The organism is Arthrobacter sp. NPDC080086, assembly GCF_040702285.1.
In genome coordinates, this window is sequence record NZ_JBFBKP010000006.1 from 76,930 (window position 1) to 103,350 (window position 26,421).

Sequence of the window (26,421 nt, forward strand, 5' to 3'; positions counted from 1 at the left end):
GGTGCCAATTACGCACCAGCGCCGTTCGCTCATTTGCACTAAAGCGAGTGATCTAGACAATTCAGTCATCTGAAGCTGAGGCGAGATATGCCGATAGCGTTTCAAGGACTCCTCTAACCGCACCAAGAATGACCAAGGGCTTTCCCGTGACCCACGACGATCTGTCGTACGCCGCCTTTCGCAGCCTGATGCTCTCGAAGTGCAAGTCGACTTCCACTCAGGGGACAGCAGCATATCGGGTCGCGGACGACGTTCATCCCCTGCACGCGCAGAGGGTGCGGATTCGGAAATACCGGGAATACGTTGCAGACCATGTTGCCAGGCTGCTGGAGACGTCGCCGTCCTGGGAGCCACACGTGCGGCGCGCATTGGGAATTCCGGTGGCGGCACCGCTGCTGCCAAGCGGGTATAGCCGCTTGAGGCAGCTTGGACAGGCCTTCCTGCCTGAGCGCTTCAACTTGGAAAGCGCACGCAAGCTACTTCGCCCCGTTCGGACGCCAGAAGGGCGGTGGTACATCTATAAGAATTTCCTGAAAGGGACGCTCTCGAAAGACTTTCACTACTGCGAAGTGGCGGATTTCGCGTTGCGCCATTTGAGAGGTGCTCGCGAAGTCGAGGATATAAAGCGGATCTGGTGCGTGGACATTGTCGCGCTGCAGGCGATGGCTCGAGTCGGATTGAAGGAAATTGCCCGAATCGCGGAAGTTTGTCGGACACCGATCTGGCGCGGTGAAGCCCGGCTGCTGATGATCTTCGTGGAAGAGGGTGTGGTTCGCGAACCAGGTGATTTCGCGTGGATCTCCTTGCTCAGCCGCGATCGCTATGGGCGGACCGAATTTGAACTCGCGCGCGAGCGGGCATTGCGTGCCACGATCAGACAGTTGACCCCTCATGGCGTGGATCGAGGGCGCATGGTGGAAGCTCTCTACGACCACCTTTGGTCCCTCCATCCGGTTCGGCTACGCGCAAACCTGCAGTTTCTGCAAGCGGCAGGGGTCGACAATATCGCCGCCGTCTTTGATCAGGTGCAGAAACAGCTGTGGACCGCGCCCACAGAACGGTGGAAATACCTGCTGGAGTGTGCGCAGGTTGATGTCTGCGTGGATAGTGGGCTTTTCAAGAAAACCCTCGATGCAGACAATGAACCGTCATGGGAGCTGACGCGTAGCCTGGTCGGCATGGATGCTGGTAGCGTGGCCATTGCAGCGTGCCAGAAGATGTTGCTTGACGTCGGAAAAATCGAGCATCTCCCTGCGCCCACCGCTGAGTTGGAATTGCTGGCCGCGCCGCCCTATCGCTTGACGATGGAACAGCTCGCGACATGCAAGGGCTACCTTACAGTTGGCGGCGATCTGGGCAGCTACTTGCTGATGCTCGGCCGGCACGGCTTTCGGACGCCAGAAGAAATACTAGCGTTCCAGCCGCTATACAGGGAATCGGATGGCTCGGACCTTGACGCGTGGCTGACCCTGCTGGGCGATCGCGTCAGAGACGAGTCGGTTCACGTCGTGGTGAAATGGCTGGAAGGGGCCCGTGCAAGCGGGTATTTCAGTTCGTACGAGTATCTGATCAGTGCTGTGCCAATGCCCAACCTGGATGCATTGCATCAGGCATCGAAACTTGTACGCCTTGGGCCCGCCCTCTTACGCAACCTCGTCGAGAAACGAGCATTGCGAACGCTCAAGGCGCTGCGCGACTGGTACTACCATGACGCCATGGGCATTGAGGGCTACCGGTATTGGGGCAGCCATGATGCCGTCGACGAGGTGTTGATCGATGACGCTTTCGAGCGTCGCAGTTTCAGCCAGCTTGGGGGAAATCAGTCGTGCATTTTCCACGCTGTCTCCAATCAAGTCGAACTCAAGCTCGGGCGGTTCCCTTACGAGAGCAGCGAAGCCGATCAGGGGGCCTACCGGGCCGCGAGGGAGCTCGCGATCGATCAAGAGAGGGCGGCGCTTGCTCCGCTACTGCCCAAACTGTTGATTCGCACGGGTGGCATTGTTCTTCCAACACTGCTGCAAGCCCTATGGCATTCAGATGCGGCACTGGAGGACGCGCTCGGCAAGCTGACGCCGATCATGGACACGCTGCTTGCCGGCGGCGGTCCGTCTGCCGTGCCCCTTACCCCGTTGGAAGCCGATGCGGTCGCCATGGTCTACCGCACAACGACTGAGGTGGTCCGCTCGCGTTGGCAGGCTGTTGTCGGCCGGGAAGCCGATGTAGAAGCGCTTCAGGTGAGGACTCCTCTGGCGATGCGCTGGCGCCACGTCAAATGGCGCATGGACGGCAAACCGCTTAGTCGGGATTACGTGTTTGCGCTGGTGCGCGCTTCAGAATGCGCCATGCGTTTCCGCGAGTGGAACTTTGGCAAGATGGAGGACGCTTGCCGGAACCTCAAGCCTCGGCGTATGGCGAAGGGAACCGCAGCAGATCCCGCGTCATTCTCGATGCACCTCGGGGTGCTGATGGCCGTGGCGTACGGCGACTCTGTTGCCGACCAATGGGGCCAACAGGAGTTCGACGCGCTCCTTCATATGGACCCGGAGAGCGTGACAGCTGTTGAACACGTCGATGCATTGCTCAGCTACTTTTTGGTTGGCTTGCCCGATGCAGTGAATTCACGGGTCAATCGGTTCGTCTCGCGCTTCAGCGAAAGCGACTGTGGTTACCTTGCAGGCAGGCTCGGCGTGGCCCGGCAAGGAGAAGAGTCCACGGTTGTTTGGCTCAAGCGTGCCATTCTTCATACGAAAGATCGCGCGATCACGATCTATGGTCGCTGGGTTAAACGTGAGCGAATCAAGTTCAAGGAGGATGGCAGCGAGACGCTGGTAACTCCGCTGACGGCCATCATTTCGAAGTCCCCAGCGGCATTCTTCGCGAAAGAAGCCGCCAACCTCTGTACCCGGGCAAACACCGCAATGTGGTGCGAAGCCCGCCAACTACATCTGTTGGTTGTGGACCCAGTTGCCAGACGGCTGGCGGGGATGGCGCTGCTTTACGTTGAAGTGATACCCACCATCGACCCGACCACTCCCAGCCTTGTGATTCGCGCGCTGAATCCAGTCGGGGAAATTGGCACGACGCATTCCATCCCGTCCATCGTCGACTCATTTTTCGATGCCGCGGTCCACATTGCGGAGGCCAATGGTTTGGCCTGCGTGGCCTATCCTGATAGCGATGGCATGCACCTGCTATCGAATCAGCACGCGTTGGAGGAGGATATTCGCAAGCGCATGACGCGCAGATCGATTCCCTATCGTACTTACAAGTACGACCACCAACCGTCGTCTGAGGAAACGTCGTGGCGAGCAGCCCCACGAGAGATTCGCACGCCGTTCTCTGCCTATGAGCGAGGTGAAGGCAAGGTCGGTCGGCTGTATGCGATCTGGGATGGCCGACACCACCTGGCCAGCGAACAGAAGGAATTGCTGACAGCGGAAAGCAGTCTGTGAATATCCGCGTTGGCGGCGCCGAATTCGCTCGATGTCGTCGCCAGACTCGGGATCGCCGCGCGACATGTCGCGGCGGTCCGGTTCACTTGGCAATGGCGGTTGCCCGCGTGCCCTTAACCTGTCTTCCCCCACAAATTCAGATTACTCCCTCAGTAGGGGAGCGCCACACCTCGTTTTCCGTTCGCGAGTGACTATATTTCTGCCATGCCCGTTTCACTTCACGAACGTTTCCTCGTGTTCGGAAAGGAGTCGCAATGTCCAATCCTGTTCCCCTTGATCCGATCAAGTCCAAAGAACTGCGTGACGCCCTCTCCGTTGCTCAGGACAATGGAGAGGTGGTTGCTCAAAACATTCAGCTGAGCGCGATCCAGCATCCGGTCACATCCGAGTTCGGCCTGACTGTCGGAGCACCAACGCAGGACATTGATGGAGCCAACCTCTTGGTCTTGCAGCACACCGATACCGGTGTCGTGCAGTTCGTTTTTCCAGTGCAAGGCGGACAGCCTGTCGTGCAGGACGACGGCCTTACACACAATTTCGGATTTATGCTCCCGAGGCAACTGGCTGCCGCAGTATCCGACGCCGAAAAGTGGGTCGGCACCGCGCTGAAGATTCCGCAAAACCTCGTGACCGCCGCCATCGACGAGGCAGCGCACGCTATTGAAGCGGCGAGCAGGAAGGAAGGCTTCGTCGCACTCGCCAACGGTTATGCATCGCCGCCGGTTAATGGACAATTGGCCGCTGCGAACGGCAAGCGGGTTCTTCTGTTCATCCACGGCATATTCAGCTCCATCGAAGGCGCCTTCAAGGATTTGGGCGATCCATTGGCGAGCTCGACCATGCGCAGCCTTGTCAAAGCATATGACGGCAATGTATTCGGCTACGATCATTGGACGATCAGCAAGACACCACTCCAGAACGCGCTGGATTTGCTGGGCGACATTCCCGATGACGCCAACTGGGACGTCGATGTCGTATGCCATAGCCGAGGCGGCCTGATCACGCGGTCGATGTTTGCCGACCCGGCACCAAATGACGGCGTCAGTGCAGACCTGCAGAGCATCGTTGCTGCACGTAACGGCAAGATCCGCTCAGTGAACAAGGTGATCTTTGTGGCCGCTGCAAATCAGGGATCGCAGCTTGCCGACCCCGACTCGCTTCGCAATTTTCTCAACATGGCCGCCTTGCTTGCTTCGCGCTCGCCATGCTTTAGCCTGACACTGGTGATTGGTCTAGCGCGCCTGCTGGTTTCGAGCCTGTTCAACCTGCAAAGCATTCAACAGTTGGCTACCAACTCGCCCCTGGTCAGCGATCTCAACAAGGTCCACAGCATCATGTCGGAGGCTGGAATCTTTGGCGCACGCGCGGATTTCGACAGTGCAAAGTCCAATTTGCTGAAGGCTGGGGTGTTGTTGGACAGGCTGCTCATGCAGGTCGACAATGATCTGGTTGTGCCGTACTCCGGAGTCGCGTCGCCGATGCCAGACATTCCGGAATCGCGCCTGCTGGATTTCGGGACGCCTGGCGCAAAGCAAGGCGACGTGTGGCATACCGAGTTCTTCCGCCAGCAACTAACGCACACCTTTCTGAATCAGCATCTGCCCTAGCTCACTTGTCCAATTCGGGTTGAGTTGAACGGGTGGGCATCAGGCGGAAATCATGCGTAATGTTTGGGCTGCAGTACCGAGCGTTCGAAGTTCTGAATGCTGCGCTTGGAGCCCTGAGCAATGCGAAGCGTTGAAGGATGGCCAACAACCGTGCCATCGAGGATTGGGCGTAGCGCTATCCCCTCGGTGCGTCCGAAGGTCGTGTTCTCGGCGCGGCCACTGCGAGCCAAAAGGCGGGAACTTGGATGCACGCGCTGTTCGCGCAATGCTCGCCGCTGCTAACGCTCGATATCGCCCCCAGGCTCCGGATCGGAACGCATTTGACCACGTTCGTGCGCGTCGCCTATCGGTTGCTGTGGGCTGGGAGTCGGTTCTGGCTTGTCCGGCGATCGGCTGGGCTGCGACACGGCCGAGGGCTCACGCGCACGCCGCGCCAGTTCCTCCAGATCAGCCCTCCGTTCAACGAATACGCGGTTAATTGCGCTATCAGCAAACTCGACGTTGAGCCGCACATCGGCCGCCACCCGCGCTGCCTCCATCTGGAATTCCAACGGGCCAGACAGCTGCAGCACGGGCCCGAATTTCTGCTGCGCCAGGCGCAGGGCGATTTCGATCGCGTCCTGATCGTTCTGCCATAGCCGCACGGACTTGCCCTGGTCGACCAGCAACGCAGCACCATTGCGCTGATACTCCACGTCGCCGTTGCGCTGCACCTGGTGCGTGATGATGGGGCCGTCATACAAGATCGCATTGGGCTGCACCGGGCGTGCCGGCCCGATCGTAAGGCTGCGCGGATCTTCGCTCGGCTCTTGTGGGCGCAGCCGCTGCAGCTCGAACAGCGCTGCGGTATCGCCGCGCTGGCCACGAGCGGCGAGATACGCCAGGTAGCGATCCTCCTGCGACGGCCGGGACGCGCGCAGCGTATCGCGCTCGGCGGTGATCGCGCGGCTGAGCGCTGTTTCCAGCTCCACGCGCGTCATCCGCGCCATCGACAGCGCCGCCTTGATCCGCGCCCGCGGCAGCTTTGTATCCTCGCTGATGCCGTTACGCGCTGCGCGGAATGCTGACCGGTTCGTCTCGCGCCGTTCACGCTCGCTCTGCAGCTGCGCGGTCCACACCGCACGGTCGGCCTGTCCAAAGCTCGCACGCTGCAGCATGAACTCGCGCCACAGCGCCGGCGTCGGCTCCGGCCGCTGCGGTGACGGCGCGTCAATCTCCCGGCCGGTCTGCGCCCGATACGTCGAACGCAGCACTTGCGCGGCGTCCGCCCAGGACAGATTCAATTCCTTGGTCAGGAAATCCGACACGTTCAGGTTGCGCGTGCCGGCACGGATGCGATCACCGCCGTCTGCGCCCTTGGTGACCGCGTACTTGTCGACGATCAGCCCATGCGTGCGTGAGAGCGTATCCAGAAGCCGCTGCGCATCCAGGTTCGCCTTGATCTCCCGGAATTCGGCGCGCTCGATGTCACTGCCAGCGGCCCGCCGCTCCGACAGATCCCGCGCCAGCTGGTCAAGCACGCTATCGGCCTCGCGACCGGTCGACGGACGCGCCCGGCTGTTGAACGGCACCACAATGTCGCCGGCGGCCGCTGGCCAGGACAACGGCGGTTGGAAGTAATGGGGAGGTGCGTCAGCCCTAACGGTCTGGCTGTTAATTGCATTTGATCCGGCAGCCGACCGCGCAGGGTCAAACGGCAGCGAGCCGATCGCATCGAATCCCTTGATGTCAGCCAGGTTGCGCGGCCCAGGCCGCTGCCCGAACGGTGCTGGCGTCCCAGCCGCACCGGGCGGCGGCGCAAACTGGTACTGCGTGAACTTCGTCGCGCTCGCGGCCCCCATGCGCGCCCGCTCTGCAGGGCCGCCCGCCTGGTAGGCGTCGTACATCCGTGCCGCCAAAAACCGCCAAGCGAGATCCTCGGCAGACGGACTTACGCTGCCTCTCTCTCCTGCTCCTGTTCCAGGGAGATCGCCAGCCCGTCGCAATGCGTCAGCTCGTTCGGCTTGGTCGACTCCCAGCTCCAGTAGTGGATCAGCCGGCAATAGCACTTCAACTCTCGCGGGGTGGCCATCCACACCGCCGAAGGGCAGACCTCGCACACGGTCTGCGGATTCGGGCGCCGCGAGGGGTCGATCTGCATCAACGTCAGCGCCACCACGCCCGTGCCCGATTCCCCGGTCACGTTCGCCTGGCCGCTGCGCTTCGACTCCCCGCGAGTGGTCGGCGGTTGGGTGTGGATCACCCCATCCCTGTCCACGTACTCGTTCGGCCCAACGCCAGGCATCCCGCTCGCCGTATCCGCTGCGCTCGCCTCTGTCGATTGCTTTGCCATCCAAACCTCCATAGGGTTGATAGAACTGAAACTCGCGCTCGGCCAGCAGCTTGCGCTGCTCGTCCGCCGGCGCTTCTCGGTAAATCTTGTAGAACGGACTGCCACTGTTGAGGAACTTAACCTCACGGGCGCGCACCGCGTGCCACTCGGCCAGTGCCTCACGAAACACGGCCGGCGTGCTGCGCGGCTGGCCAGGCGTGACGTATTCCGCCTGCACCCGGGCCCCCATCGCTGCGCGCTTGTCTTCTGCACTGAGCTCAACGAACTCGCGCGAGAACACGTAGTCCTTGAGGTTGACGCCCTTGGCCGCGCCCGGAAGCTTTACGTTCTCGTATTCGTTGCTACCGCCCGCATTGCGCGTGCGAACCTCGCCAAACTCGGACAACAGCGCGCGGAAATCTTCGTAGCGGGTGATGTCCCGCGCCAGCAGGGCGTCCAGGATCGATGAGCGTAGCTCGCGGTTCGACCCGTCGAACGTGTCGCCCTTGTAGCGGCTGATCATCTCCGACGAATCGTTGAAGGCCACACGGCGGTTGTCGCGCGGGCTGGCCAAACCGTACTTGGCGTTGACGTGTTCCTGGAAGGCCTCCAGGAAGCGGACCTGCTGCTCGTACCTGCCGAACGGATCGAGGCGCAGGCCGCTGAGCAGGTTCAACGCCGGCACCACGACGTGGATGTGAACCTTGCGCTCCACCAGTTCGCCCGTCTTTTGATCCGGATAGCTCTTGAGGCGAGGGACGTGCGCTTCGGCGTAGTAGTTGTACTCGTCCGGCCGGTAGGCCGCGAACATGAATGCCTCGAAGTCGCGCGTGATCTCAGCCAGCACCTCGCGCGGTAGCTCATCCTCCTTGAACGACAGCGTGACGGTCATGTACCGGCTGCCGTCGGTGTCTTCCATTGACCGGATCAGTGCATCCGTCAGATCCAGGTCGCCAGCAAGGATGACGCGCTCGTCCATCTCGTCGCGCGTGAATTCACGGCCCTGCTTCTGGCCCTTCTCCAGGTACTCCTTGACCCCCTCGCGGTAGTGCCGGACGCGAATCAGCATGGGCGGCTCAATCCACGTTGGCCAGCGTGGCCTTCAGATACCGCCCAATCAGCTGCAGGCGGTCGAGCATCTGCAGGTAGGTCTCCTCGGACAGGGCGCCACGCTCGTGGTCGGCGCAGGCCTGGCGCGCGAGCTGCTCGATGTCGCGGCTCGCCTTGCTGAAAATGAACAACAAGCGGTCACGGTGGGGCGTGGTCGCTAGGCGGGCGACAACCTCCGTGCGGTTGGTCAGCACGGCTTGGCGAAAGAACTCCGAAGGGTTGAGGCCAGCAGCAGCAGCTTTGGCCAAGTACGCCTCACGTTCCGCCACCGGAAGCCGGAAGCTGAGCGGCTTGGACAGGCCACTTTCAGTCTTCGGTTTGGGCATCGCTGGGCCTTCTTGTTGGGGGTGACGGGCAGGACAGAGGCGCGTCGCGCAACGCATGAACGGAGGCGCGGAGTGCCGTCTGGCGGCGGGTTCCACGCGGCTTTGGCCGCGGGGGTTTCAAAGGGGCGAGCCCCTTTGGCACGGGGATATTTTACGGGATGCGGAGCATCGCGTAAACATATCATACGTGCCTCCCTCCTGATACCTTCACCGAACACTCACCGTACAGGGCCGTCCACTGATCGGACAGTGACCCTCGAAGAATCGAATAGATTAGAATTCCGCCGAATAGATACCGCTCAATGCCAGAAACATACCGATTGGTATACGTATAAGCATCGAATCTAGTCGATATGACCTCAGAACTCGCCAGACAGGTGTCTCGCCTCAGTGCCGCTGACTTCTTGAAGCAGGTCACGCCAGCATCGAAGCGCTCGAAGCTGTCGCCCTGGGCGGCGGAAATCAAGCTGCTCCGGGAGGCCGGATGCTCGCTTGCGCAGATTCGAGACTTCTTGGCGCACAACGACGTATCGGTCGCGGTCTCGACGCTCAATGCGTTTATTGGGCGACATCTGCATAAGGTGCAGCCTGCTGCGGTCACTGTGGCCAGCGAAGCTCCGGCAACGGCAATCAGCCATGCGCCCGAAGCCGGGGCACCGCAGTCCGTCGCCAGTCCAATTCCGTTCAAGACCACAAAGCAACTCACTGCGGAAAATCCGATGCTCAGCAAGGCTGAGATACGCGATCTGTACGCACGCCAGTTCCAGGCAGAGCCACCGAATCCGCTGGCCGAAGTGCTCCGCAAGCAGGAAGAGCGCAAACGCCTGCAACGCGAGCAGGCGGCGGCAGGGGGCACCAGGGCCGTTTCAACCACGGCGAGCGGATAGCAGGGCAGGCGGCCAGCGTCAGGAGTGTCCGCGCCGCAATCGAAGGGCACAGGGGGCCCCTCTGGGGAACCGGGAGCACAGGCCAGCGTCTGGGCGGTTGTCGCGCGTCTAGCGCGTCTGGCGAGACCGAGTAGCGGGTTGGACTGGCAGCGCTCGAACTTCAGCGTTGCCCTTGCCTGACTACCCTTCACTGCAAGCCAACCGGCATGCCAGGTGGACCGCTCGCGGCGTATCCAGCCGTAGCCGTCACGCCGCGAGGGTGGGCGGGCTTGGCCCGCCCTAGGGGCGCCTAGGGTGGCGCCCCGCTCGGCTTAGTACTCGTCTGGGAACAGCAGGGTGGTCACGCTTCGGTCAGCCTCGGTGATGACCCAGACTTTGCGGCTGCCGACCATGTAGCTCGACATGACACGGCCACCCTCTTCCAGCGCCCGGTTATTGCGCTCGCAATCCTCTTCGCACATATCGCCCCAATCGCCCATCGCATGACGGGCAGCCAGCGCGGCAGGCACGGCCGGCAATAGCGCGCGCTCCTTCATGAACTCGAAACACCCTGCCGTCATCGCCACGGTGCCCAGCTTGAAGGGCAGCCCCCGGCGCTCCTCTACGCCTGCCGGTGCGGCCCCCAGGAAGTGTTCGGAAAAGGTGCCGTCTTCACCGTGGGTAACGTACCGGTTGGCCGCGTTATCGGCGCGGTCTTTCTGCGCCTGCACGAACATGCTCTGCGGCACGGCGATCCCGAGCGTCTCCAGCTTGCTGCGGTAGTCGTCCAGGTTGAACCCAAACGGCTTGCGCTCCTGCAGGTTGGAATACACATACCGGTCTGCATCCAGATACTCAACCGTCAGGTAATAGTGCTGTACGGGTCGATCCCAGCCGAGCGTGACACGCACCGGACGATTCAGGTAGGTCGTTTCAAAGTAATGTTGGCTCATTGCTCGTACTCTCATTGGTTTTTAGCTACCGGGCCCCTAGATTTGGAGCCCTCTCCAGGGCAGGTTTGTCAGGTGGTGTTGCGGCCTGTCAGCGCTGCCGCCGTTCCCCTGAGTTCCTCGCCCTGTGGACAAAGGAGGCGACGCTTGCCACGCCGCAAGGGCGCGCACGGAGGCCGCATGCGGAGCGCAGCCCCTTGGGGCGAGCACCGAACGGGCGAGTACGCGGCGAAGCGAACCCTTGCGGCGTGGCAAGCGTCGACTACCGTCCACAACAGGGCGGGGAACTCAGGGGAACGGCGGTAGTGCCCGGCGACACCACTGGCAGACGCCGCGCGGCGAGCGCCTATTGCGGGCTTTAGCCCGCACTGGAATCCACGTAAGCGGTGGGATGCGCGACACGACACAGCGCAGAGGACATGGCCGCTCAGTTGGCAAATCAACCGGCCAAGAAGGCAGCGAACAATTGCAGGCAACGGCGCGAGCCACTACACTGTGGCCTGTGCGCGGCAGATGGCTCTGCGCGCGCAAACTCTCATCTCACCCCGGCTCTATCGCTGGGGTATTTTTTTAGGCAGCGCGCTGGCGCAGCAGCGGCGGCACCCAGCGTTTGCCCTCCAGCAAGCGCCCTGCGGCCTCCACCATCGGCCCTTTCTTCATCGACGCCAGCGGCACGGCTTCCGCAGGCGAGACGGCCTCACTCACCGCTTGCAGCACATCGGCCTTGCGCACCCGACTCAGGTACGCATCGGGCGTCGCGCTCCACCAGTCCGCCATGTCCAGATTGACGGCTTGCGCGAGTGCATCGGTGCAATGCGCGCCACAGCGGGACTGGATGCCATCGACGGTGAGCGCCGTGCAGTGGGCCAGCAGCGCGATCAACTCGTCCTGCGGCATCGCCAACAGGTGCGCCCAAAGCGCGTCTTGCTCGCCCGGCAGGCGCTCGCTCCACGCTGCCCGCGCCGCATCGATCTGCTGCCACGCGCGCGACTGCTCCACGCTGGGATCAGCGAGGTGCATGGAGTACGCCACGCTTTTGGCAGACACCTCGACGCCGCTCTTGCAGCGGTAATACACCTCGCGGGCCAGATCGGTCACCAGTGTGAAGGCCAGCCCCGCCAGCGCCACGTGGTGGTTCTCCATCAACATGGCTTGCAAGGCAGCCGTGCGATGCGCGGTCAGCGCGCGCACCAGTTTCTCGGGCATCGCGGGCAGGCGATCGGTATTGCCGCCATCGGACGCAGCTGCCGGGCCGCGCGCCTGCGCGCGCGCCGCCTTGGCTGCAGCCTTGCGGTCTTCCGGGCGGATCACGCCTCGAATGACTTCCACACCGTGGGAGCGCAGTGCAACGATGACGCCAACATTGGTCTTGTCGGCGACCGTCTCCAACGCGGCTTCGCGCTCGTTGCGCTCCGTGTAGATGCCCTCCAGTTCATCCGACAGGCGCTGATAGGCCTCGTCAGCCCCCTCGTCATCGGACAACTCCAACGCCTCCATCTGCGCTTCGATGGCCTCTTGGCGCTCGTCCAAGGCATCCATCGCAGCCTGCTCAGCCTCGGTCGCATCTCGCCATGCCCTCGGTGCACGACCGTAGGCGTTGACGGTCGCGTAGTCCGGCTGCACCAGTGCCACGGCCCACGCCCAGCCCTCTTCCGCACGGATCGTATCGGCTTGCTGCGCCAGACGTGCTTCGGCCAGCTGGTGGGCCAAGGCACCATCGATCCAGTGCGCGCCGTGATCCGCGAACAAGTCCACCTGTTCACGGCCACCGGCCGCCAGATAGGCTTCGCGTCCGACAAACGTCGCCAGCAGCGAGTCCGAGTCGATCGACGTTTCACCCAGCAGCGCACGGCGCAGCGACTCAGGCGCGCGATAGCGCGCGCCATGCCACACCTGCTCCTGTGCCGCATGGTCGTCACTCACCGTCAAGGCCATCAGTTGCTCCAGTGACATATCGCCTTCGCGATAGATCGCAATCAGCGCCGGGGCGACGTTGGCCAGCTTCAACCGGCGCTGTACGACGGCCACCGATACGCCGAAGTGCGCGGCCACGGTTTCCACACCGGCACCCTCGTCCACCATGCGGCGGAAGGCTTCGTATTCGTCGGCGGGATGCATCGGCTGATGCGTGTTCTCGACCGCCGATAGCTCGGCGGCGTTCTCGTCGGCCACGATGCGCACCGTCACGGCGGAGTCCGCATCGATCTTGCCTTCGTCGCGCAACAGCCGCAGCGCGGCAAAGCGGCGACGGCCAGCGGCCACGGCGTATCCCGTCTTCTTGCTTCGGCCCTTGGGCGCTACCTCGGTGACGAGCAACGGATACAGCAGGCCATGCGTGGCAATGGTCGCAGCAAGGCTGCGCACTTGGTTCTCATCAAGCACGCCTTTGCGGACGTTGGCCTCGGATTCGAGCAGTCGGGACAGCGGTACGGTGGTCAGGTGTTCTTGCATGATGGGATTCCATAAGAGGTTGTCGTGCTACCGGGCTCCTAGATTCGGAGCCCCCTCGTGGGCAGGTTGACCAGGCGGTGCGGCGGCCTGTCAGCCTTGCCGCCGTTCTCCTGAGTTCGTCGCCCTGGGACCCAAGGAGGCAACGCCGGCCAGGTGGACAAGGGCGCGCTTTGCGCGGCTTGCGAACCCTTGGCCGCCTGGTTGGCGTTGACTACGGTCCCGGATAAGGGCGACGGGCTCGGGAGAATGGCGCGCAAGGCACGCCGTCACCGCTGGCCAACGCCGCGCGGCGAGCGCCTATTGCGGGCCGCAGGCCCGCACTGGAATCCGAGCGGCACTGGATGGCCGATCCGATCTGCGATGCTGCGTGGATGGGAAACAACGACGGCAGATCATCGAAGGCACACAATATTGCAGTGCAGCAAAAATCCCCCGATAATGCGCCTGTCTCCTCCACCTCCTTGGTGGACTTCCGGCCCAAGCGTTTGCTTGGGCCTTTTTTCTTTCTGATCCATTGCGGGAGACGGGCACCGCTGATGACGCCGCGCAGGCCGCTTGCCGGCCGGAGGGCTGCGCTCAGGGCGCAAAAAAGGGGCCGAAGCCCCGCCAACGTCAAAGCAAGCCGCGTTCGGCAAACGCCACCGTCCGATCACCTCCTACGACGATGTGGTCCAGCATGCGAATCTCGACCAAGGCCAGTGCGTCCCGCAGCCGCAGGGTCAGGGCCTTGTCCGAACTGCTCGGCTCGGGATTGCCGCTCGGATGGTTGTGTGCCAGGATCACCGCCGCCGCGTTGTGCCGCAACGCCTCCTTGACCACTTCGCGCGCATGCACCACAGCGCTATCGATCGTGCCGCGGAACATCTCGACGTACTCAATCAACCGATGCTGCGCATCGAGCAGCAGCACCGCGAAGACTTCGTGCTCGAACCCGGCCAGCTTGACCTGGAGGTATTGCTTGACCGCAGCTGGCGCGCTGAACGCTGCACCGCGCGCCATCTTGCGGTCGATGACCTGGCGCGCGGCCTCCAGGATCTGGTCGGCCGTCGCGAGTTGATAGCACCCTTGGTCGTCACGCACCGACAGCGCGGCATGAAGAGGGATGGAATGTTGCGACATGGTCTTGCTCCGGTTGCTCGGGCGGACTTGCCCGGCACCGTCGCCATCACGGCGCAGCGCAAGCCGTCCAGGGTCTCCGACGGCCGCAGGCCGCAAGCGTGCTGGGCACGCGCAGCCCTTGACGGCGCGAACGCCGTGGTACGGTGAAGGGAACGGCAAGTCCGCCCTCCCTTCTCACGCACACACCGTCCGATCGGGCACATCGCCCACATCGGGCGGAAACCTCAAGCGACCGCAAAATGGACCGCGACAAGCTGCGCCGTGCACGACACATAGCCCGGCACGCGTGCTATCGTCAGCGCCATACCACCACGCGTTTTTTGGAAACAGATGTACCAGGAGAGCAGTTCATGGTGAGGCGGAAACCCGTGTTGCCGCCTCCAATTGCCGCCGGCACCTATCGCGCCACATGCCGCGAGGCGGATCTACTCAGCGCAGAAGAGGACGGACACAGCAGCGTGCATCCAGAGGCGGTGTGCGTAAGCGATGGCCGGTGGTGCACCTTCTATCGCGATGGCGTCAAGGTATGGGATTGCAACGCTCACTACGCTGCGGTGCATTTCAACATGGAGGCGGTCACAGACCAGGCCAGCTGAGCTGCCCGCGTTCATTGCGGGCAGCGAGGCTCTCGCTAGGGTCAGGTGCCGAACAAATCGAGCTGCTCGCTCTGCGCGATGCGGCGCGTCACGATCGCCGCACGGTGTTGTGCAAGCGGATCGGACGCCGTGGCGACGGTGGGCGCCGTAGCGCTCACGGTCTGAGCTGCGCCCTGTTCCTGGTCGACCTCTTCCCGCGCTGCCGCTTCACGATCGCGGCGACGCAAACGCATGTCCCACAGGCCCATCACATGGGCGGGCGTCACCCAATGGCCCCAGACCTTGTCTGGCGCCAGCGCATTGCCGTGGATCACGATGGCCGGGACATGCAGCAGTGACAGCTGCACATAGGCCATGTGGCACGCGGTCGCGTCGATATCGATGAGCGTGGCATGCATGGTCTGCTGATAGTTGATGCCGTCATCGAGCAGCGCGGACGCTGCCGCGATCACCATGCCGCCGGCGCCGGCGGCCGGCTCCATCAATGAGAGGAAGCCCTGGCGCTCGATCTCGGCGGCCGCGCCGGACATCAGAATCTTGGCCATCAGCCGCGACACCTCGAACGGCGTGAAGAACTGGCCCTTCCAGTGGTCGGCCAATTGCAGTGCTTCGAAAATCTGGCCCAACGCATCCTTGTGGCCGCCCTCCAGCGATTCGACCAGACAGCCCAGCATGCGCGGGAAGCATTCCACTTCCTCGCGCTCGTAGCGCTTCACGATTTCCAGGTAGCGCGCCTCGCGTGCCTCGTACTGCAGCAGATCAACGCGGTTGCTGAGGGACAGTGCCGCGAGTTCGCAGAAATCGCGGAACACCTCATGCCGGCGATGCCTGCGCGCGCATTGCTCAATTAATTTCACCAGTGCCTGCTGGTGTGCGTCCAAATGGGTAGACTGGCGCTTAGCCATAGTTCACGAGCCTCCGTGAGAAGTGGTCAAGAAGCCCCGGGGAGTGATCCGCCTCGGGGCTTTTTCTTTCGGAGAGGCACTTACGAGCGATCCTCTCGCTCGGTTTCCCTCGCTCCCGCCCAGGGGCGGGCGGGGGGTGGGGATAGCCCTTGCCCTCACGGGCAAGGGTTGGGATCGGGTGGGGTTCGAGCGGCGAGCAACACGGCTGGTCGCCGCGTCGCATCAAGCATCCCCACACAAGGCCCCCTCACCGCGTGACGGGGGTTGTGTGGGGATGCGCGACGTGGTGGCCAGCCGTGTCGCTGTGCCGTTGGCGGTGCCGACATCAGGCGGCCGGCATGACAGCGCTCTGGCGCTGGCGTGACGGCTGCGTCGGCGCCGCCTGCGGCCTGCGCCGCATGTGACCGGATCAGCCAGGCGCGTGACAGTGCGCAGCGCTGGCGCGGGACTGGCCCGGGCGCAGGCGGTGCGGGACGCCCGTCATTCACGGGCCGTCGGCCCGCACTTGGATTTCATGAGCACGACGCCGCGGCAGCCCTCATCAAGGCGTGATGGCCACAACGAAAAAAAGCGCAGCCTCGAACAGGTCTGCGCCTCTGCAACGACGGTTGGAGCTGGGGGTCCTGCGCCCGGCAGATGCCTCAGGTGTCGACCCGGAAGTGCTCCACACTCTGGCCAGCATTGACCGCGCGCTGCAACCAGTCGGGCATCTCGCCCTCCCCGTCCCAGGTCTGGCCATCCGCGCTTCGATAGCGCACCTTCAGCTGCTTTCGCTGTCGCGATGGGAACACGCCTGCCGCCGCCAGGTCGGCATACGACAGCCCGTAACGCGCAATCTGAAGACGGACCCACGTGATCGCATCGGCGCGGCGCCGCAGGGTTACAGCTGAGCTGGGTTCATCGATTGGGAGCACAGCGCGGTTCGGCATGGGAGAAGACGTCCGGAGAGGATGGCCACGGATCATCGCTGAGCAAGATCCCGTGCGGGCCCACTGAGATTGCCACAGCGCGAGCGCTCGCAGGTGGGGTTCGAAAGGAGGTTCAAAATATCAAACATTGCTTGTGATGTGGGCTCGCACACTGGCGCCGCCGTGGGCACGTACGGGTAACGATCACGAGCCAACCGAACGGCATTGCGAAGCCGCGGCATGATCAGCTGTCGACGCGACAAACTCGTCAATCGCGCATGCCGCATCCCGTGGCACGGCCTGCAGGAGACAATGCGGTGCGTCCATCTCGACAAGTTTCGTGTCCGGTCGAATCTGCTGAATGAGCACAGCTGCGGAACGCGGCACGACATTGTCTTGCGCTCCCTGGAGATAGAGGAGCGGCACCTGCACCGCGGCGAGTTTGCCGGTGACATCCACCTCGAGCACGGATCGCAAGCGCTTGCGAAAGACCGCCGGCGTTACCGTGGCCACGGCCTCCAGGAACAGGCGATGCAAAGGCTGGGTGAAGAATCGGCCAAACAGCAGCCGGCTGCCGATGCTGGTGATGGCGACGTTGAACGGAAGTAGGCTCAGGGCGGACCTGAGTGGGCGCAGCCGAGGATGCGGGTTACGCGCGAAGGTACAGCACAGAATCAAGCCCCTCATGCCGGGCGGACAGCTAGCAGCGATTTCGATTGCCAACGGCCCGGAGAATGACTCACCGAGCACGACATAAGGTCCGTCTATGGCCTGTAGCGCGGCCTGAATGCGAGGAATCAACGCTTCGTAGGTAAGGGGCTCCGATTCCGGATACGTGAGGACCTTTGGCACGATGCCCTTCCCCATTTCGGCGAGCAGCGGCTGAAACAATCGGCCGGTCCCGTCCATGCCGGGAAGCAGCACCAGCGTGACTGGCGTCTTCTGAATGATGGATGTCCCATCTAGTTTTTCATGGCGCGAGCGCTCGCAGGTGGGGTTCAAAATGGGGTTCAAAATATCAAACATTGCTCGTGATGTGGGCTCGCACACTGGTGCTGCTGTGGGCAAGTGTGGGTAGCCTCGTGGGCAACCTGTGGGCAGGCGCAGCCTGTCCATCGGGTTGTCCACCAGGCTATCCACACGGGCCGCGCCAGCGGCTGTCCACAGCCTAGTGGACCACCATGGCCGGCATGTCGACGGGAGCAGCGGCAACGTTGATCGCACGGCGGGGCATCGAGCACCACGTGCCGCAACAACTGGGCTAGGTGCGATCCTCGCTCAGTCCACGCAGCTCCGCTTGCATCGGTGCGGTATAGACGAAGCCATTCCTGGCGGGGCACGTATAGACCACGTGCCCCGGCTCGCGCGTCATCTGAATTCGTGTTGCATGGGAAGCCAGGCGCTGTTCAAGCGCATGAACAACCGCTGCAGCAAGTGCATCCTCGCGCTGCAGATAGCTCACCCGGCGACGATCACGCCGACCTGCACGAGCGGCCCGACGCGCAATGTTAGGTGGGATTTCAACGCGAGGTTCCCCGTCGATTGGACATGGCGAACGGATCGGCGTGGCTGATGTGATCAGCCCCGCGTAGCCGGCCAACTGAGCCTGATACCACCTGGCCCGCCAGAGGTTGGTGGCGTGTATTTATTGCCATCATCATTGACACCACCTTGGCCACCGACCGCCGTCCCGGGCGGTGGGCTGCCTCCAGGAACGGTCCCATTCCCGCCGTCGAAATGGGTGGTCAGCCGTACCCTACTCCAGCCCTGAGCGCCGCCACCACCTCCTCCCCCGCCGTTACTGCCTGTAAAACCGCCATCGCCGCCGCCGCCACCTCCACCACCACCTGCAGCCGCCCCACCTACGCCACCACCACCTCCACCACCGCCTCCACCACCCCCAGCCTTCCCCCCGCCGTCCCCGCCGTCTCCGCCACCGCCGGCTCCACCGTCCCCACCTCGTCCGTCACTGGGCGGATTGTCAGCAGCACCATGGGCTCCCGCCTTGCCGCCCCCGCCGCCACGCTCAGAGCCGGTGCTCGCCCCTTGTTGGCCATTGCTACCGTTAGCGCTACCCTGTCCTCCTGCGCCGCCAGCACCGCCTGAGTCGGCTTTGCCACCACCACCACCACTGCCGTTGCCGCCGTACCCACTTTGGCCAGCATTGCCGGCCGCGCCACCCCGCAGGTCGCCTTTGGTATAGCCGTCTCCAGCACCACCAGCGCCTCCCCAACCGTTGCCATAGCCGAAGCCACCCGCACCGCCACCACCTCCACCACCAGCCGCGACGAGTATGCTGTCTTCAACGGAATCCCCGTAGTAGGTGCAATCACCGGAACCGCCTACGTGGAGCTTGAATTGGCTGCTGGGAGTGAAGGGAAATGTGTCCTTCAGGTAAGCCCCAGCGCCTCCGTCGCCGCCACAACTGTTGGGTTCCCCAACGCTCTGTCCCCCACCGCCACCTGGCCCCCACATTTCAATCGTGACCTCAGCGGTGCCGTCTGGAATGGGAGCTGTGTTATCCACGACATAGCTGCCGGGCTGAACGATGACAATGCTTCTTAGCCTGTCGGACAGCCGAGTTGGCAGCACATTCCAGCCGGTCCGGCTAAGTGCGACCTGAGCAATCAACGAGCCCTTAGTGGTCCACCATCCGTCCGTCGTGCTGCAGAGCGTATCCACTCCCGAGGCCCAGTCGGTGCCCAAAAAAATCGGGAACAGCGCGGGGTCGATAAGTGTGGTTGGCGGGGCCTTGATACCGCTGAAGTCGTCGCTAAGTTTGGCGAGCCAGGGACCGCTAGTGAACCACCATCCGTCACTGCACAGGTTCATGGAATCGAATCCAGACGTAAAGTCAACGTCCTCTCGCGGCAATAGCGCCAGTCCAGGGAATATTTCCTTGAGGGAGGCGAGACGGGTTAAGACGGTTGCACCGTCAGCGCTGAGCTGTACGGCCTCGGTACCACGAACCACCCACCAGCTACCCGGCGGCCGCGGATCAAAGTAAAAAGTATTCGGTAAGCCGGTAGAGAAATTGACCAGTGAGAGCGCTGGCCACCAGTCTTCCAGCGACACAACCGCGCTGGCGAACCCTTCGACGGTGTTGGTCAACTTGACGGCTGAGCGATTCTTTGTGCACCGCAATTCGCCTTGATAGGGGTTGATGGAATCAAAGCCCAAGGTCCAGTTTTCTGACATTTCCTCTCCAATCAGTATTTAATGAACCAAACCAACCAAAGAACCAGAAAAGCAGTTCATAGAAAGCACGGCCAGCACCGCGAAGGCGAGACAGCTGTCCATCAGCTCGTCGGAGACGTGCCGCGAATGTTTGATGTGATTGAGCACTTCTCCCTCGCGCTCGTGCTGTATCGGGCGCTGGGAACGCGATCGAAGGGTCGCGACAGTGCGTGCTCGCCAGCGCGCGCACTCGAAAACCCGCGCCGCATTGAATTCCGCCGGGTTACCTTTCATCGTACGAATTCATCCAGCGGGCGCTCCACGCTCGACCCCGAACAGAGAAAGCTGTTCGACACCGAATGCATCGCGTCCTCCGCCCTACTCGGCCCCTTCTATGGCTGGCGGCGTTGGCATCTCGGAATCTGTCTAGTTGTGGTCGCGTTACGAGACAGTATGGAAAAAGTTGCATCCGAGCGCAAAACGAACCCACATCGTCCGGCCAATCCTCGCTTCAGGGTTACATGTGAATTCCATCGCTGAGCGCAACTAGACAAGGACGAGGGCGACTACCGGTGAAACGGCGTGCGTGCTGCTGCGCGACTGATATTGCGGACGGCATCCGAGCGCCGCTGCGACGTTTCGCAATCTTTGATCAGCGCATCCCCAAAACAGGGGATGCGCTCCAACCAGTCGTGCCGTACAAAGCTATCGTCCACACATTGGAACGGCCCGCCGCCGAGCGACACCTCGCAAGCCGACCAAAGGAAGACTTGTCGTGCACTATCACTATGCAGCCACGATTGGCGGGAAATTTGACCGTAGCGGCCGATCAACTCCACCCTTGAGAACAGGCGCAGAGATCAGGAACTCGCAGAAAGGAGGCTCGTACGGCGCCAGATCACTCCCTGCGCCAACATTGACCGGTACAGAACGTATCGCTAGGATCGACCTGCGTTGTCTGATCCATCCTGACCAACCGGAGTAGCTCGTCTCCGAACATGCGCCACTCGCCCCCACCTCCGGCCGCGGATACTGCGATTCGTGTCCTCCTCGTAGAGGATGACCGCACCACCAGCACGCACCTGCATGCCGCACTGGGCAGCGTGCCCGGCATCCATGTGGTGGCAAGCTGCGGTGATCGCGCAAGTGCATTGTCCTGGCTGCGCGCGAATGTGCCCGACGTTGTCCTGTGCGACCTCGGCCTGCCGGATGGATCGGGCATTGACGTCATCCGCTTTGCGCGCCAGCAGCATCCGCAATGCGATTGCATGGTCATCACAATGTTCGGGGATGAATCCAACGTCCTGGCCAGCATCGCTGCGGGCGCATCGGGCTATCTGCTCAAGGATGCATCCGATGATGAGTTGCGCGCCTCGGTACTCGAATTGCGATCCGGAGGCTCGCCAATGAGCCCCGTGATTGCGCGACAGGTGATCAACCGGCTGCGCGAGGCGGAACCGCACGGCCAGACCACCCCGCCGCCGACGCATAGCATCGCGCTTTCAACGCGCGAAAGCGAAATTCTCGATCTGATCTCGCGTGGCTATACCTATGCGGAAATTGCCGGTTATCTCTCGATCACCGTGAATACGGTGGCTTCGCACATCCGCAACATCTACGGCAAGCTGGCAGTGAACTCGCGCACCGAGGCTGTCTTCGAGGCGCACAAGCTCGGTCTGCTGAAATCTTTGTGAGGGCGCTCTACATAGTGCGTGGTGCCGCAATACGTAACGCAGCCCTGTGGATCAGCTTCGTTCTTTTGGGCGCTGTTTGGCCTTTGGCCAGTCGCGCAGCGCAGGACGGCACTGATCACGACGTGCAAGTGCTTCGCAATGCCGAAGCGGCAATCAGCCTGACGCGCTGCACTGCAGACAGCGGCATTGATGCCAGCAATCATGCCGGTACCGCCCTCAGAGCGGTGCAACTTCCGCAGTACTGGGATCGCACGTTCCCGGGCAAGGACGGCCGTGCCACCTACCGGCTAACCTTCCGCCATGTCGCCACCGGCCATGACAGCCCGGCTTTTTACGTGGCCCGTGCCGCCAACAGTTTTGAGATGTGGCTCAACGGCAAGCTGCTGGCTGCTTCCGGAGATCTATGCACACCGGCTGCGTATGGTGGCCAGCGCCCCCTCTATGTGCCAGTGCCAGAGGCCATGCTGCAGACCGACAACACGCTTGAGATCACCATTGCAGCACTTGCAAGCGCGCGTGGTGGCCTGTCGCCGGTGGAGTTCGGACCTGGCAGCACGATGCGCGCGCGCTACGAGGGCGCACTGTGGTTCCGCGTGATCGGCCCGCTGGTCATTGCCGCCGTCAGTCTGGTACTGGCCGGCATCTCGCTGCTGATCTGGTGGCGCCAGCGCGATCCGCTGTTCGGCCTATACGCGCTGGCCGAGATCGCGTGGGCCGTGAGCCTTGCAGAGTTTTTTCTAACCGACGTGCCACTTTCACGTGGGGTGTGGCAAGTCATCATCCTCTCAGGCCGCGCGGTTTTCATGGTGGCCACCGCCAGGTTCGCGCTCATCATCATTGACGTCCGCGTGCGCTGGCCGGTCCGGCTGGTCAACATATACCTGTGGGTCAAGCTGCCGTTGATCGTGCTGATGGCGAGCGTGCTGAGCGTGCCGTTCCTCAAGATGGCCGATTGGGCCATCAACGTTGTGATGGCGTGCATCGTGGGCAGTGCGCTTGTGTGGTCTACCTTGCGCCGCCCAAACCGAGAGCGCATCGCACTCGCCACTGCGGTGGGGCTCTCAACCGCGCTCACGTCTGCGGATATCGTGCGGATCACCATGATCGGAGACTTCTATTGGGAAACCGCCCTGACCAAGTACGTGTCGCTGCTATTCAGCTTGGCCATGGCCTGGTTGCTGGCAGAGCGCTACACCCGCACGAGCCGAATGCTCGCGGAGCTCAACCACGACCTCGACCAGAAAGTGGCCCAAAAGGAGATCGAGCTGCACAACCTCTACGCCCGTTCGCGCGAGATCGAACGTGAGCAGGCGGCCCTCAAGGAACGCGGCCGCATCATGCGCGATATGCATGACGGACTTGGCAGCACGCTGGTCGGGGCGCTCAGCCTGCTGCGCTCCGGCAAGGGTTCCCCCCTTGCCCTACAGCAGCACCTCCAGCAAGCCCTTGATACCCTGAAACTCTCAGTGGATGCCCTGCAAGACACCGGTGGTGATCTGGCTGCGGTGCTGGGCAACCTGCGCTACCGTCTGCGCGACCGACTGCTGGCCGCCGGGCTGACGGTGGACTGGCAAGTCGAGCGCCTGCCACCCGTGGCTGGCCTTACACCGCAGATCGTGCGCGAGTTGCAGTACCTGCTGCTCGAAGCGTTTTCGAACGCCATGCAGCATGCCGGCGGGGGCGCGCTGCGAGTGGTCGCGCGTAGCCTTGGTGAGCAGAATACAGAGGCAGGTACGGTGCTGATCGAGGTCTGGGACAGCGGACCAGGTTTCGATGTCGCCACAGTGATACACGGCCACGGTTTGACCAACATGCGCGCCAGAGCGGCGGCTATCGGTGCCGAACTGTCGATCGAGTCATCGAGCGAAGGCACTGTAGTGCGTTTGCTGCTGCCTCTTCTCAAGTAGTTCGCGACTACCAACAAAATTCTCCCAACGAGGCCTCCGGGGCCGCTGAGGTTATGGCATCCCCAAAACTGGGGATGCCCGCACACCCGAGAACACCTATCTTCCGTTCACGCATAGGGGAGTTCCGCCACGAAAATCGGCGCGTGCTTACCAATGCCGACTCAGGCACACGGGCACGCGTTCCAACTGGCCCGCGTAAATTCAGTGGGGGGATATGATGAACTCGCAAAAATCGAACGCTGTTTGTGCTGCTGCGTTGGCGGCAACGGCCATTCTTGGCGCATGCACTTCGCTACCGCCAATGCAAGATCCGCAAACCTACACAACCATGAATTGCGAGGCGTTGAGTCGAGAGCGCGCCGCCGTGGAAGCAAACAAGAACTACCACGAAGACAACAGCAGCTTCGGCTTTGTCGACTTACTCGGAGCGGTGGCCGAGGGCCTGGCGATGGGCGCCGGCAATGCTTCGCTCGCGAGCCAGCAGCATGCCGCCAACGCCCAACTCCAACAGTCTCACGACAGCAGCAAGGAAACCGCGGACGCCTACGCTCGCCGCACTGAACTGCTCGACAAGGTCAGCACGGTACGCAAGTGCAGCTAAGCCCAATTTGACGAGGGTCGATAACATGCACAACTCTTCACGCATGCTGCCTCGGGCACTCGGGACGTTGGCACTCCTGACTCTTGGTACAGTCACTCAGGCGCAAGCTCAGGAGTGCGATTGCACTCAAATCATTGGCAGCTGCAATGCCAGTATTCAGATGACTCCGACTGGCAGCCAGAAGGGTCTGTATGGCGCAGACTTACTCATACGAGCCGATGCGCCGGCATGCGCAAAGGTCGAGTACTTGCTCGACAGCACACCGTCTTTCACCATCCTTCCGAATGGCAAGGAAGAGAGCGATCGTGTCATGGGCACCAGTGAAAAGCCGATCCGTAAGAAGCAGATCGTGCTGCAGACATGCCGGATCTGCAAGACTGCGGATCAGGCAGCCGCCGACCGGGCAAGGGATGAACAGCAGAAAGCGGACGCTGAAGCGCGTGCGCAGCAAGCTGAGGTGGAGCGCCTAGTGTCGGAGGGCTTGCAAGGAGGAAGTCTGCAACCGAAACAATACGGTGGCTCCAGAGATACTGTGATGGACTCGGTCGTGCAACTGCAGAGCCAATTGGCCCGCCAAAGTGGCGGCCAACCGAGCAAATCACCGGCTGCGCGCACGACTGGAGACCCCTGTACAGCGCGCGGATTTCGGACTTGCAACTTTGGGGCGCCCAATCCTGGACCGGGATTGCCGCAGATTCGGAACTGACCGCTAGGCTGTGAACCTATCCTCGGGCGCCAACGACACGGCTTCGCTTGCTTTTGTCGATGGCACGCCCAACGGCAGAGTCGCTACAACGAGGCTGACCGATAACATGCTCCAGATTTCCAACGCATGACTCCCAATGCATGGAAAGCAGCCGCTACTGTATCAGCGCGCTGGAGCCAGCAATTGCCGGGAGGGTTGTGCCGCTGTAGAAAACGTCTTGCGCAGACGTAGTAGCCGTCGACGAAGCCAATTTCATTGTGCTGACGGTATTGACAGCAGCGCGTCCAACCGTGAGTGTGCCAGCGCCAAGACAGCGCTGGCCCGGTAAAAATGCGTCGAACTGTATCGAACCGTATCGGTGACGCTATACGCCTGGCCGATACACTGGGCCGTCCAGAACAACAGAAGCTAACCTGCGGTCGGGCCTTAATCGTCGCGACGAACCGCTAGCGCTCCTCCATCGCCATGTTGCAGATACTAGGCAAGGCCACTTCCATCAATGTACGCAAGGTGCTCTGGACCTGTGCCGAACTGGGAATCGCTTTCACACGGGAAGACTGGGGATCGGGCTTCCGCGCCACCAACACGCCCGAGTTTTTTGCCCTCAATCCAAACGCGTTGGTACCTGTGATTCGCGACGGAGATTTCACGCTGTGGGAATCGAACACGATCATCCGCTACTTGGCTAACCGCGAGCATGCGGTCTACCTCTACCCGACTGGGGCAATCGCCCGCGCCCGCGTGGACCAATGGATGGATTGGCAGGCCACGGACCTGAACAGATCGTGGTCCTACGCCTTCATGGCGCTTGCACGGCGTGACCCTAACTATCAGGACTCGGCACAGATTGCGAACTCCTGCGCTGCATGGGCCAAGCACATGACCATCATCGAAGGGCAATTGGAACGTACCGGAGGCTTCATCGCCGGTACGTCATTCACCTTGGCCGACATTCCGATCGGCCTCTCGGTCAATCGCTGGCTTGAAACGCCTCTGACGCACGAAGGCTTCCCGGCGACGTTGGCCTACATGGAACGTCTGAGCGACTGGCCTGGCTTTGCCGAGTACTGCCGCAACGGCACTCCTTAGGCCTGATGGCCGCTTCTCAACGACACGCATGATGGAACGACTCGTCGACATGTTCTTCTACGGCCTCCACATGGACGCCGTCGGTCTGGCAAAAAAAGGGGTGCAACCTCGCCAGCCGCGCATCGGGTATATCCACGACCACCAGATCGTGGTGGCGGCTAAGGCGATACTGATGCACGCCCCCGGCAAGGTCGCGGCAGGGATGGTCTACGCGCTAACGCACAGTGAGATCGACAGACTCTATGCCGGACTCGATGACTACCGTGCGGAAGCGTTCATCGTAGAGGTCAATGATCCGGCGCGGAGCGATCCAGGCTTCATTCCGGCGTTGGCCATGGTGCACGTAGCACCCTGCCTCCATGGCGCGCTCGACGCGGGCTACATCACACAGCTCGGCACCATACTCAAGGCCCTAGGCCTCCCCACTTCACACTTGCCCCAGATGGGATAGGCACCCGGTCCGCGACCGCGGATATCCCATCTAGTTTTTCATGGCGCTAGCGCTCGCAGGTGGGGTTCAAAATGGGGTTCAAAATATCAAACATTGCTCGTGATGTGGGCTCGCACACTGGTGCTGCTGTGGGCAAGTGTGGGTAGCCTCGTGGGCAACCTGTGGGCAGGCGCAGCCTGTCCATCGGGTTGTCCA

The 26,421-nt window shown here is 62.2% G+C and carries 21 protein-coding genes; 11 read left to right on the forward strand and 10 right to left on the reverse strand.

Annotation, left to right across the window (positions count from 1 at the left end; genetic code table 11):
* Positions 1-146: 146 nt before the first annotated feature.
* Both AB0305_RS04390 and AB0305_RS04395 read left to right on the forward strand, forming a co-directional pair.
* A complete protein-coding gene (locus AB0305_RS04390) occupies positions 147-3,452 on the forward strand; it encodes a hypothetical protein (RefSeq protein ID WP_366171740.1) in 3,306 nt (1,101 codons plus the stop codon).
* Positions 3,453-3,706: 254 nt separating this feature from the next.
* Positions 3,707-5,059: a hypothetical protein gene (locus AB0305_RS04395; RefSeq protein WP_366171742.1), complete on the forward strand. Its 1,353-nt coding sequence runs from the start codon at positions 3,707-3,709 to the stop codon at positions 5,057-5,059.
* A gap of 278 nt (positions 5,060-5,337) precedes the next feature.
* Here AB0305_RS04395 and AB0305_RS04400 read toward each other — a convergent pair whose 3' ends face one another.
* Both AB0305_RS04400 and AB0305_RS04405 read right to left on the reverse strand, forming a co-directional pair.
* The gene (locus AB0305_RS04400) at positions 5,338-8,439 is read right to left on the reverse strand and encodes an LPD7 domain-containing protein (protein WP_366171744.1); all 3,102 of its coding nucleotides are present in this window, start codon (positions 8,437-8,439) and stop codon (positions 5,338-5,340) included.
* Between the two features lie 7 nt (positions 8,440-8,446).
* Complete coding sequence (locus AB0305_RS04405) at positions 8,447-8,806, reverse strand: hypothetical protein (RefSeq protein WP_366171746.1); 360 nt, start codon at positions 8,804-8,806, stop codon at positions 8,447-8,449.
* Between the two features lie 353 nt (positions 8,807-9,159).
* Here AB0305_RS04405 and AB0305_RS04410 point away from each other — a divergent pair, with 353 nt between their 5' ends.
* Positions 9,160-9,693, forward strand: a complete 534-nt coding sequence (locus AB0305_RS04410; protein ID WP_366171748.1) for a hypothetical protein — start codon at positions 9,160-9,162, stop codon at positions 9,691-9,693.
* A 311-nt stretch (positions 9,694-10,004) separates the two neighbouring features.
* On the opposite strand, the gene AB0305_RS04415 is transcribed toward AB0305_RS04410, so the two are convergent.
* The 3 genes from AB0305_RS04415 to radC all read right to left on the reverse strand — a co-directional run bounded on the left by AB0305_RS04415 (position 10,005) and on the right by radC (position 14,192).
* Complete coding sequence (locus tag AB0305_RS04415; RefSeq protein WP_366171750.1) at positions 10,005-10,625, reverse strand: hypothetical protein; 621 nt, start codon at positions 10,623-10,625, stop codon at positions 10,005-10,007.
* Between the two features lie 567 nt (positions 10,626-11,192).
* Positions 11,193-13,073: a ParB N-terminal domain-containing protein gene (locus tag AB0305_RS04420; RefSeq protein ID WP_366171752.1), complete on the reverse strand. Its 1,881-nt coding sequence runs from the start codon at positions 13,071-13,073 to the stop codon at positions 11,193-11,195.
* 612 nt (positions 13,074-13,685) lie between these two features.
* Positions 13,686-14,192 (reverse strand): DNA repair protein RadC, encoded by a 507-nt coding sequence (gene radC, locus AB0305_RS04425; protein WP_366171754.1) that lies wholly within the window; start codon positions 14,190-14,192, stop codon positions 13,686-13,688.
* 239 nt (positions 14,193-14,431) lie between these two features.
* On the opposite strand from radC, the gene AB0305_RS04430 reads away from it, so the two are divergent.
* The gene (locus AB0305_RS04430) at positions 14,432-14,788 is read left to right on the forward strand and encodes a hypothetical protein (protein WP_366171756.1); all 357 of its coding nucleotides are present in this window, start codon (positions 14,432-14,434) and stop codon (positions 14,786-14,788) included.
* Between the two features lie 41 nt (positions 14,789-14,829).
* Here AB0305_RS04430 and AB0305_RS04435 read toward each other — a convergent pair whose 3' ends face one another.
* The 5 genes from AB0305_RS04435 to AB0305_RS04455 form a co-directional block, all read right to left on the reverse strand.
* Entirely contained in the window at positions 14,830-15,669 is an 840-nt protein-coding gene (locus tag AB0305_RS04435; protein WP_366171757.1) for an N-6 DNA methylase, read from the reverse strand.
* Between the two features lie 665 nt (positions 15,670-16,334).
* On the reverse strand, positions 16,335-16,622 hold the full coding sequence (locus tag AB0305_RS04440) for an H-NS family nucleoid-associated regulatory protein (RefSeq protein ID WP_366171759.1): 288 nt from the start codon (positions 16,620-16,622) through the stop codon (positions 16,335-16,337).
* A gap of 183 nt (positions 16,623-16,805) precedes the next feature.
* A complete protein-coding gene (locus AB0305_RS04445) occupies positions 16,806-17,627 on the reverse strand; it encodes an alpha/beta hydrolase (RefSeq protein ID WP_366171761.1) in 822 nt (273 codons plus the stop codon).
* 235 nt (positions 17,628-17,862) lie between these two features.
* Positions 17,863-18,063 (reverse strand): hypothetical protein, encoded by a 201-nt coding sequence (locus AB0305_RS04450; protein WP_366171763.1) that lies wholly within the window; start codon positions 18,061-18,063, stop codon positions 17,863-17,865.
* Positions 18,064-18,463: 400 nt separating this feature from the next.
* On the reverse strand, positions 18,464-18,907 hold the full coding sequence (locus AB0305_RS04455) for a hypothetical protein (protein ID WP_366171765.1): 444 nt from the start codon (positions 18,905-18,907) through the stop codon (positions 18,464-18,466).
* A 913-nt stretch (positions 18,908-19,820) separates the two neighbouring features.
* Between AB0305_RS04455 and AB0305_RS04460 the strand changes: the two genes are divergently transcribed.
* The 7 genes from AB0305_RS04460 (at position 19,821) to AB0305_RS04490 (ending at position 26,226) form a co-directional block, all read left to right on the forward strand.
* Positions 19,821-20,318, forward strand: coding sequence for a hypothetical protein (locus AB0305_RS04460; RefSeq protein WP_366171767.1), 498 nt, complete (start codon positions 19,821-19,823; stop codon positions 20,316-20,318).
* Between the two features lie 458 nt (positions 20,319-20,776).
* Positions 20,777-21,472, forward strand: a complete 696-nt coding sequence (locus AB0305_RS04465) for a response regulator transcription factor (protein WP_366171769.1) — start codon at positions 20,777-20,779, stop codon at positions 21,470-21,472.
* A 128-nt stretch (positions 21,473-21,600) separates the two neighbouring features.
* Complete coding sequence (locus AB0305_RS04470) at positions 21,601-23,379, forward strand: ATP-binding protein (RefSeq protein ID WP_366171771.1); 1,779 nt, start codon at positions 21,601-21,603, stop codon at positions 23,377-23,379.
* A 214-nt stretch (positions 23,380-23,593) separates the two neighbouring features.
* Positions 23,594-23,980, forward strand: a complete 387-nt coding sequence (locus AB0305_RS04475) for a hypothetical protein (protein ID WP_366171773.1) — start codon at positions 23,594-23,596, stop codon at positions 23,978-23,980.
* A gap of 247 nt (positions 23,981-24,227) precedes the next feature.
* Positions 24,228-24,686 carry a hypothetical protein gene (locus AB0305_RS04480; protein ID WP_366171775.1) on the forward strand — a complete coding sequence of 153 codons (459 nt, stop codon included), beginning with the start codon at positions 24,228-24,230 and terminating at the stop codon, positions 24,684-24,686.
* 465 nt (positions 24,687-25,151) lie between these two features.
* Entirely contained in the window at positions 25,152-25,775 is a 624-nt protein-coding gene (locus AB0305_RS04485; protein ID WP_366171777.1) for a glutathione S-transferase, read from the forward strand.
* A gap of 28 nt (positions 25,776-25,803) precedes the next feature.
* On the forward strand, positions 25,804-26,226 hold the full coding sequence (locus tag AB0305_RS04490) for a hypothetical protein (RefSeq protein WP_366171779.1): 423 nt from the start codon (positions 25,804-25,806) through the stop codon (positions 26,224-26,226).
* The last annotated feature ends 195 nt before the right edge of the window (positions 26,227-26,421 follow it).

What these genes read in the sequence shown, in the direction of transcription:
- AB0305_RS04395 (WP_366171742.1), top strand. Translation starts at nt 3,707, where the DNA reads ATGTCCAATCCTGTTCCCCTTGATCCGATCAAGTCCAAAGAACTGCGT.
- AB0305_RS04400 (WP_366171744.1), bottom strand. Translation starts at nt 8,439, where the DNA reads ATGCTGATTCGCGTCCGGCACTACCGCGAGGGGGTCAAGGAGTACCTG.
- AB0305_RS04405 (WP_366171746.1), bottom strand. Translation starts at nt 8,806, where the DNA reads ATGCCCAAACCGAAGACTGAAAGTGGCCTGTCCAAGCCGCTCAGCTTC.
- AB0305_RS04410 (WP_366171748.1), top strand. Translation starts at nt 9,160, where the DNA reads ATGACCTCAGAACTCGCCAGACAGGTGTCTCGCCTCAGTGCCGCTGAC.
- AB0305_RS04415 (WP_366171750.1), bottom strand. Translation starts at nt 10,625, where the DNA reads ATGAGCCAACATTACTTTGAAACGACCTACCTGAATCGTCCGGTGCGT.
- AB0305_RS04420 (WP_366171752.1), bottom strand. Translation starts at nt 13,073, where the DNA reads ATGCAAGAACACCTGACCACCGTACCGCTGTCCCGACTGCTCGAATCC.
- radC (WP_366171754.1), bottom strand. Translation starts at nt 14,192, where the DNA reads ATGTCGCAACATTCCATCCCTCTTCATGCCGCGCTGTCGGTGCGTGAC.
- AB0305_RS04430 (WP_366171756.1), top strand. Translation starts at nt 14,432, where the DNA reads ATGGACCGCGACAAGCTGCGCCGTGCACGACACATAGCCCGGCACGCG.
- AB0305_RS04440 (WP_366171759.1), bottom strand. Translation starts at nt 16,622, where the DNA reads ATGCCGAACCGCGCTGTGCTCCCAATCGATGAACCCAGCTCAGCTGTA.
- AB0305_RS04445 (WP_366171761.1), bottom strand. Translation starts at nt 17,627, where the DNA reads ATGTTTGATATTTTGAACCCCATTTTGAACCCCACCTGCGAGCGCTCG.
- AB0305_RS04460 (WP_366171767.1), top strand. Translation starts at nt 19,821, where the DNA reads ATGAACCAAACCAACCAAAGAACCAGAAAAGCAGTTCATAGAAAGCAC.
- AB0305_RS04465 (WP_366171769.1), top strand. Translation starts at nt 20,777, where the DNA reads ATGCGCCACTCGCCCCCACCTCCGGCCGCGGATACTGCGATTCGTGTC.
- AB0305_RS04475 (WP_366171773.1), top strand. Translation starts at nt 23,594, where the DNA reads ATGATGAACTCGCAAAAATCGAACGCTGTTTGTGCTGCTGCGTTGGCG.
- AB0305_RS04485 (WP_366171777.1), top strand. Translation starts at nt 25,152, where the DNA reads ATGTTGCAGATACTAGGCAAGGCCACTTCCATCAATGTACGCAAGGTG.
- AB0305_RS04490 (WP_366171779.1), top strand. Translation starts at nt 25,804, where the DNA reads ATGATGGAACGACTCGTCGACATGTTCTTCTACGGCCTCCACATGGAC.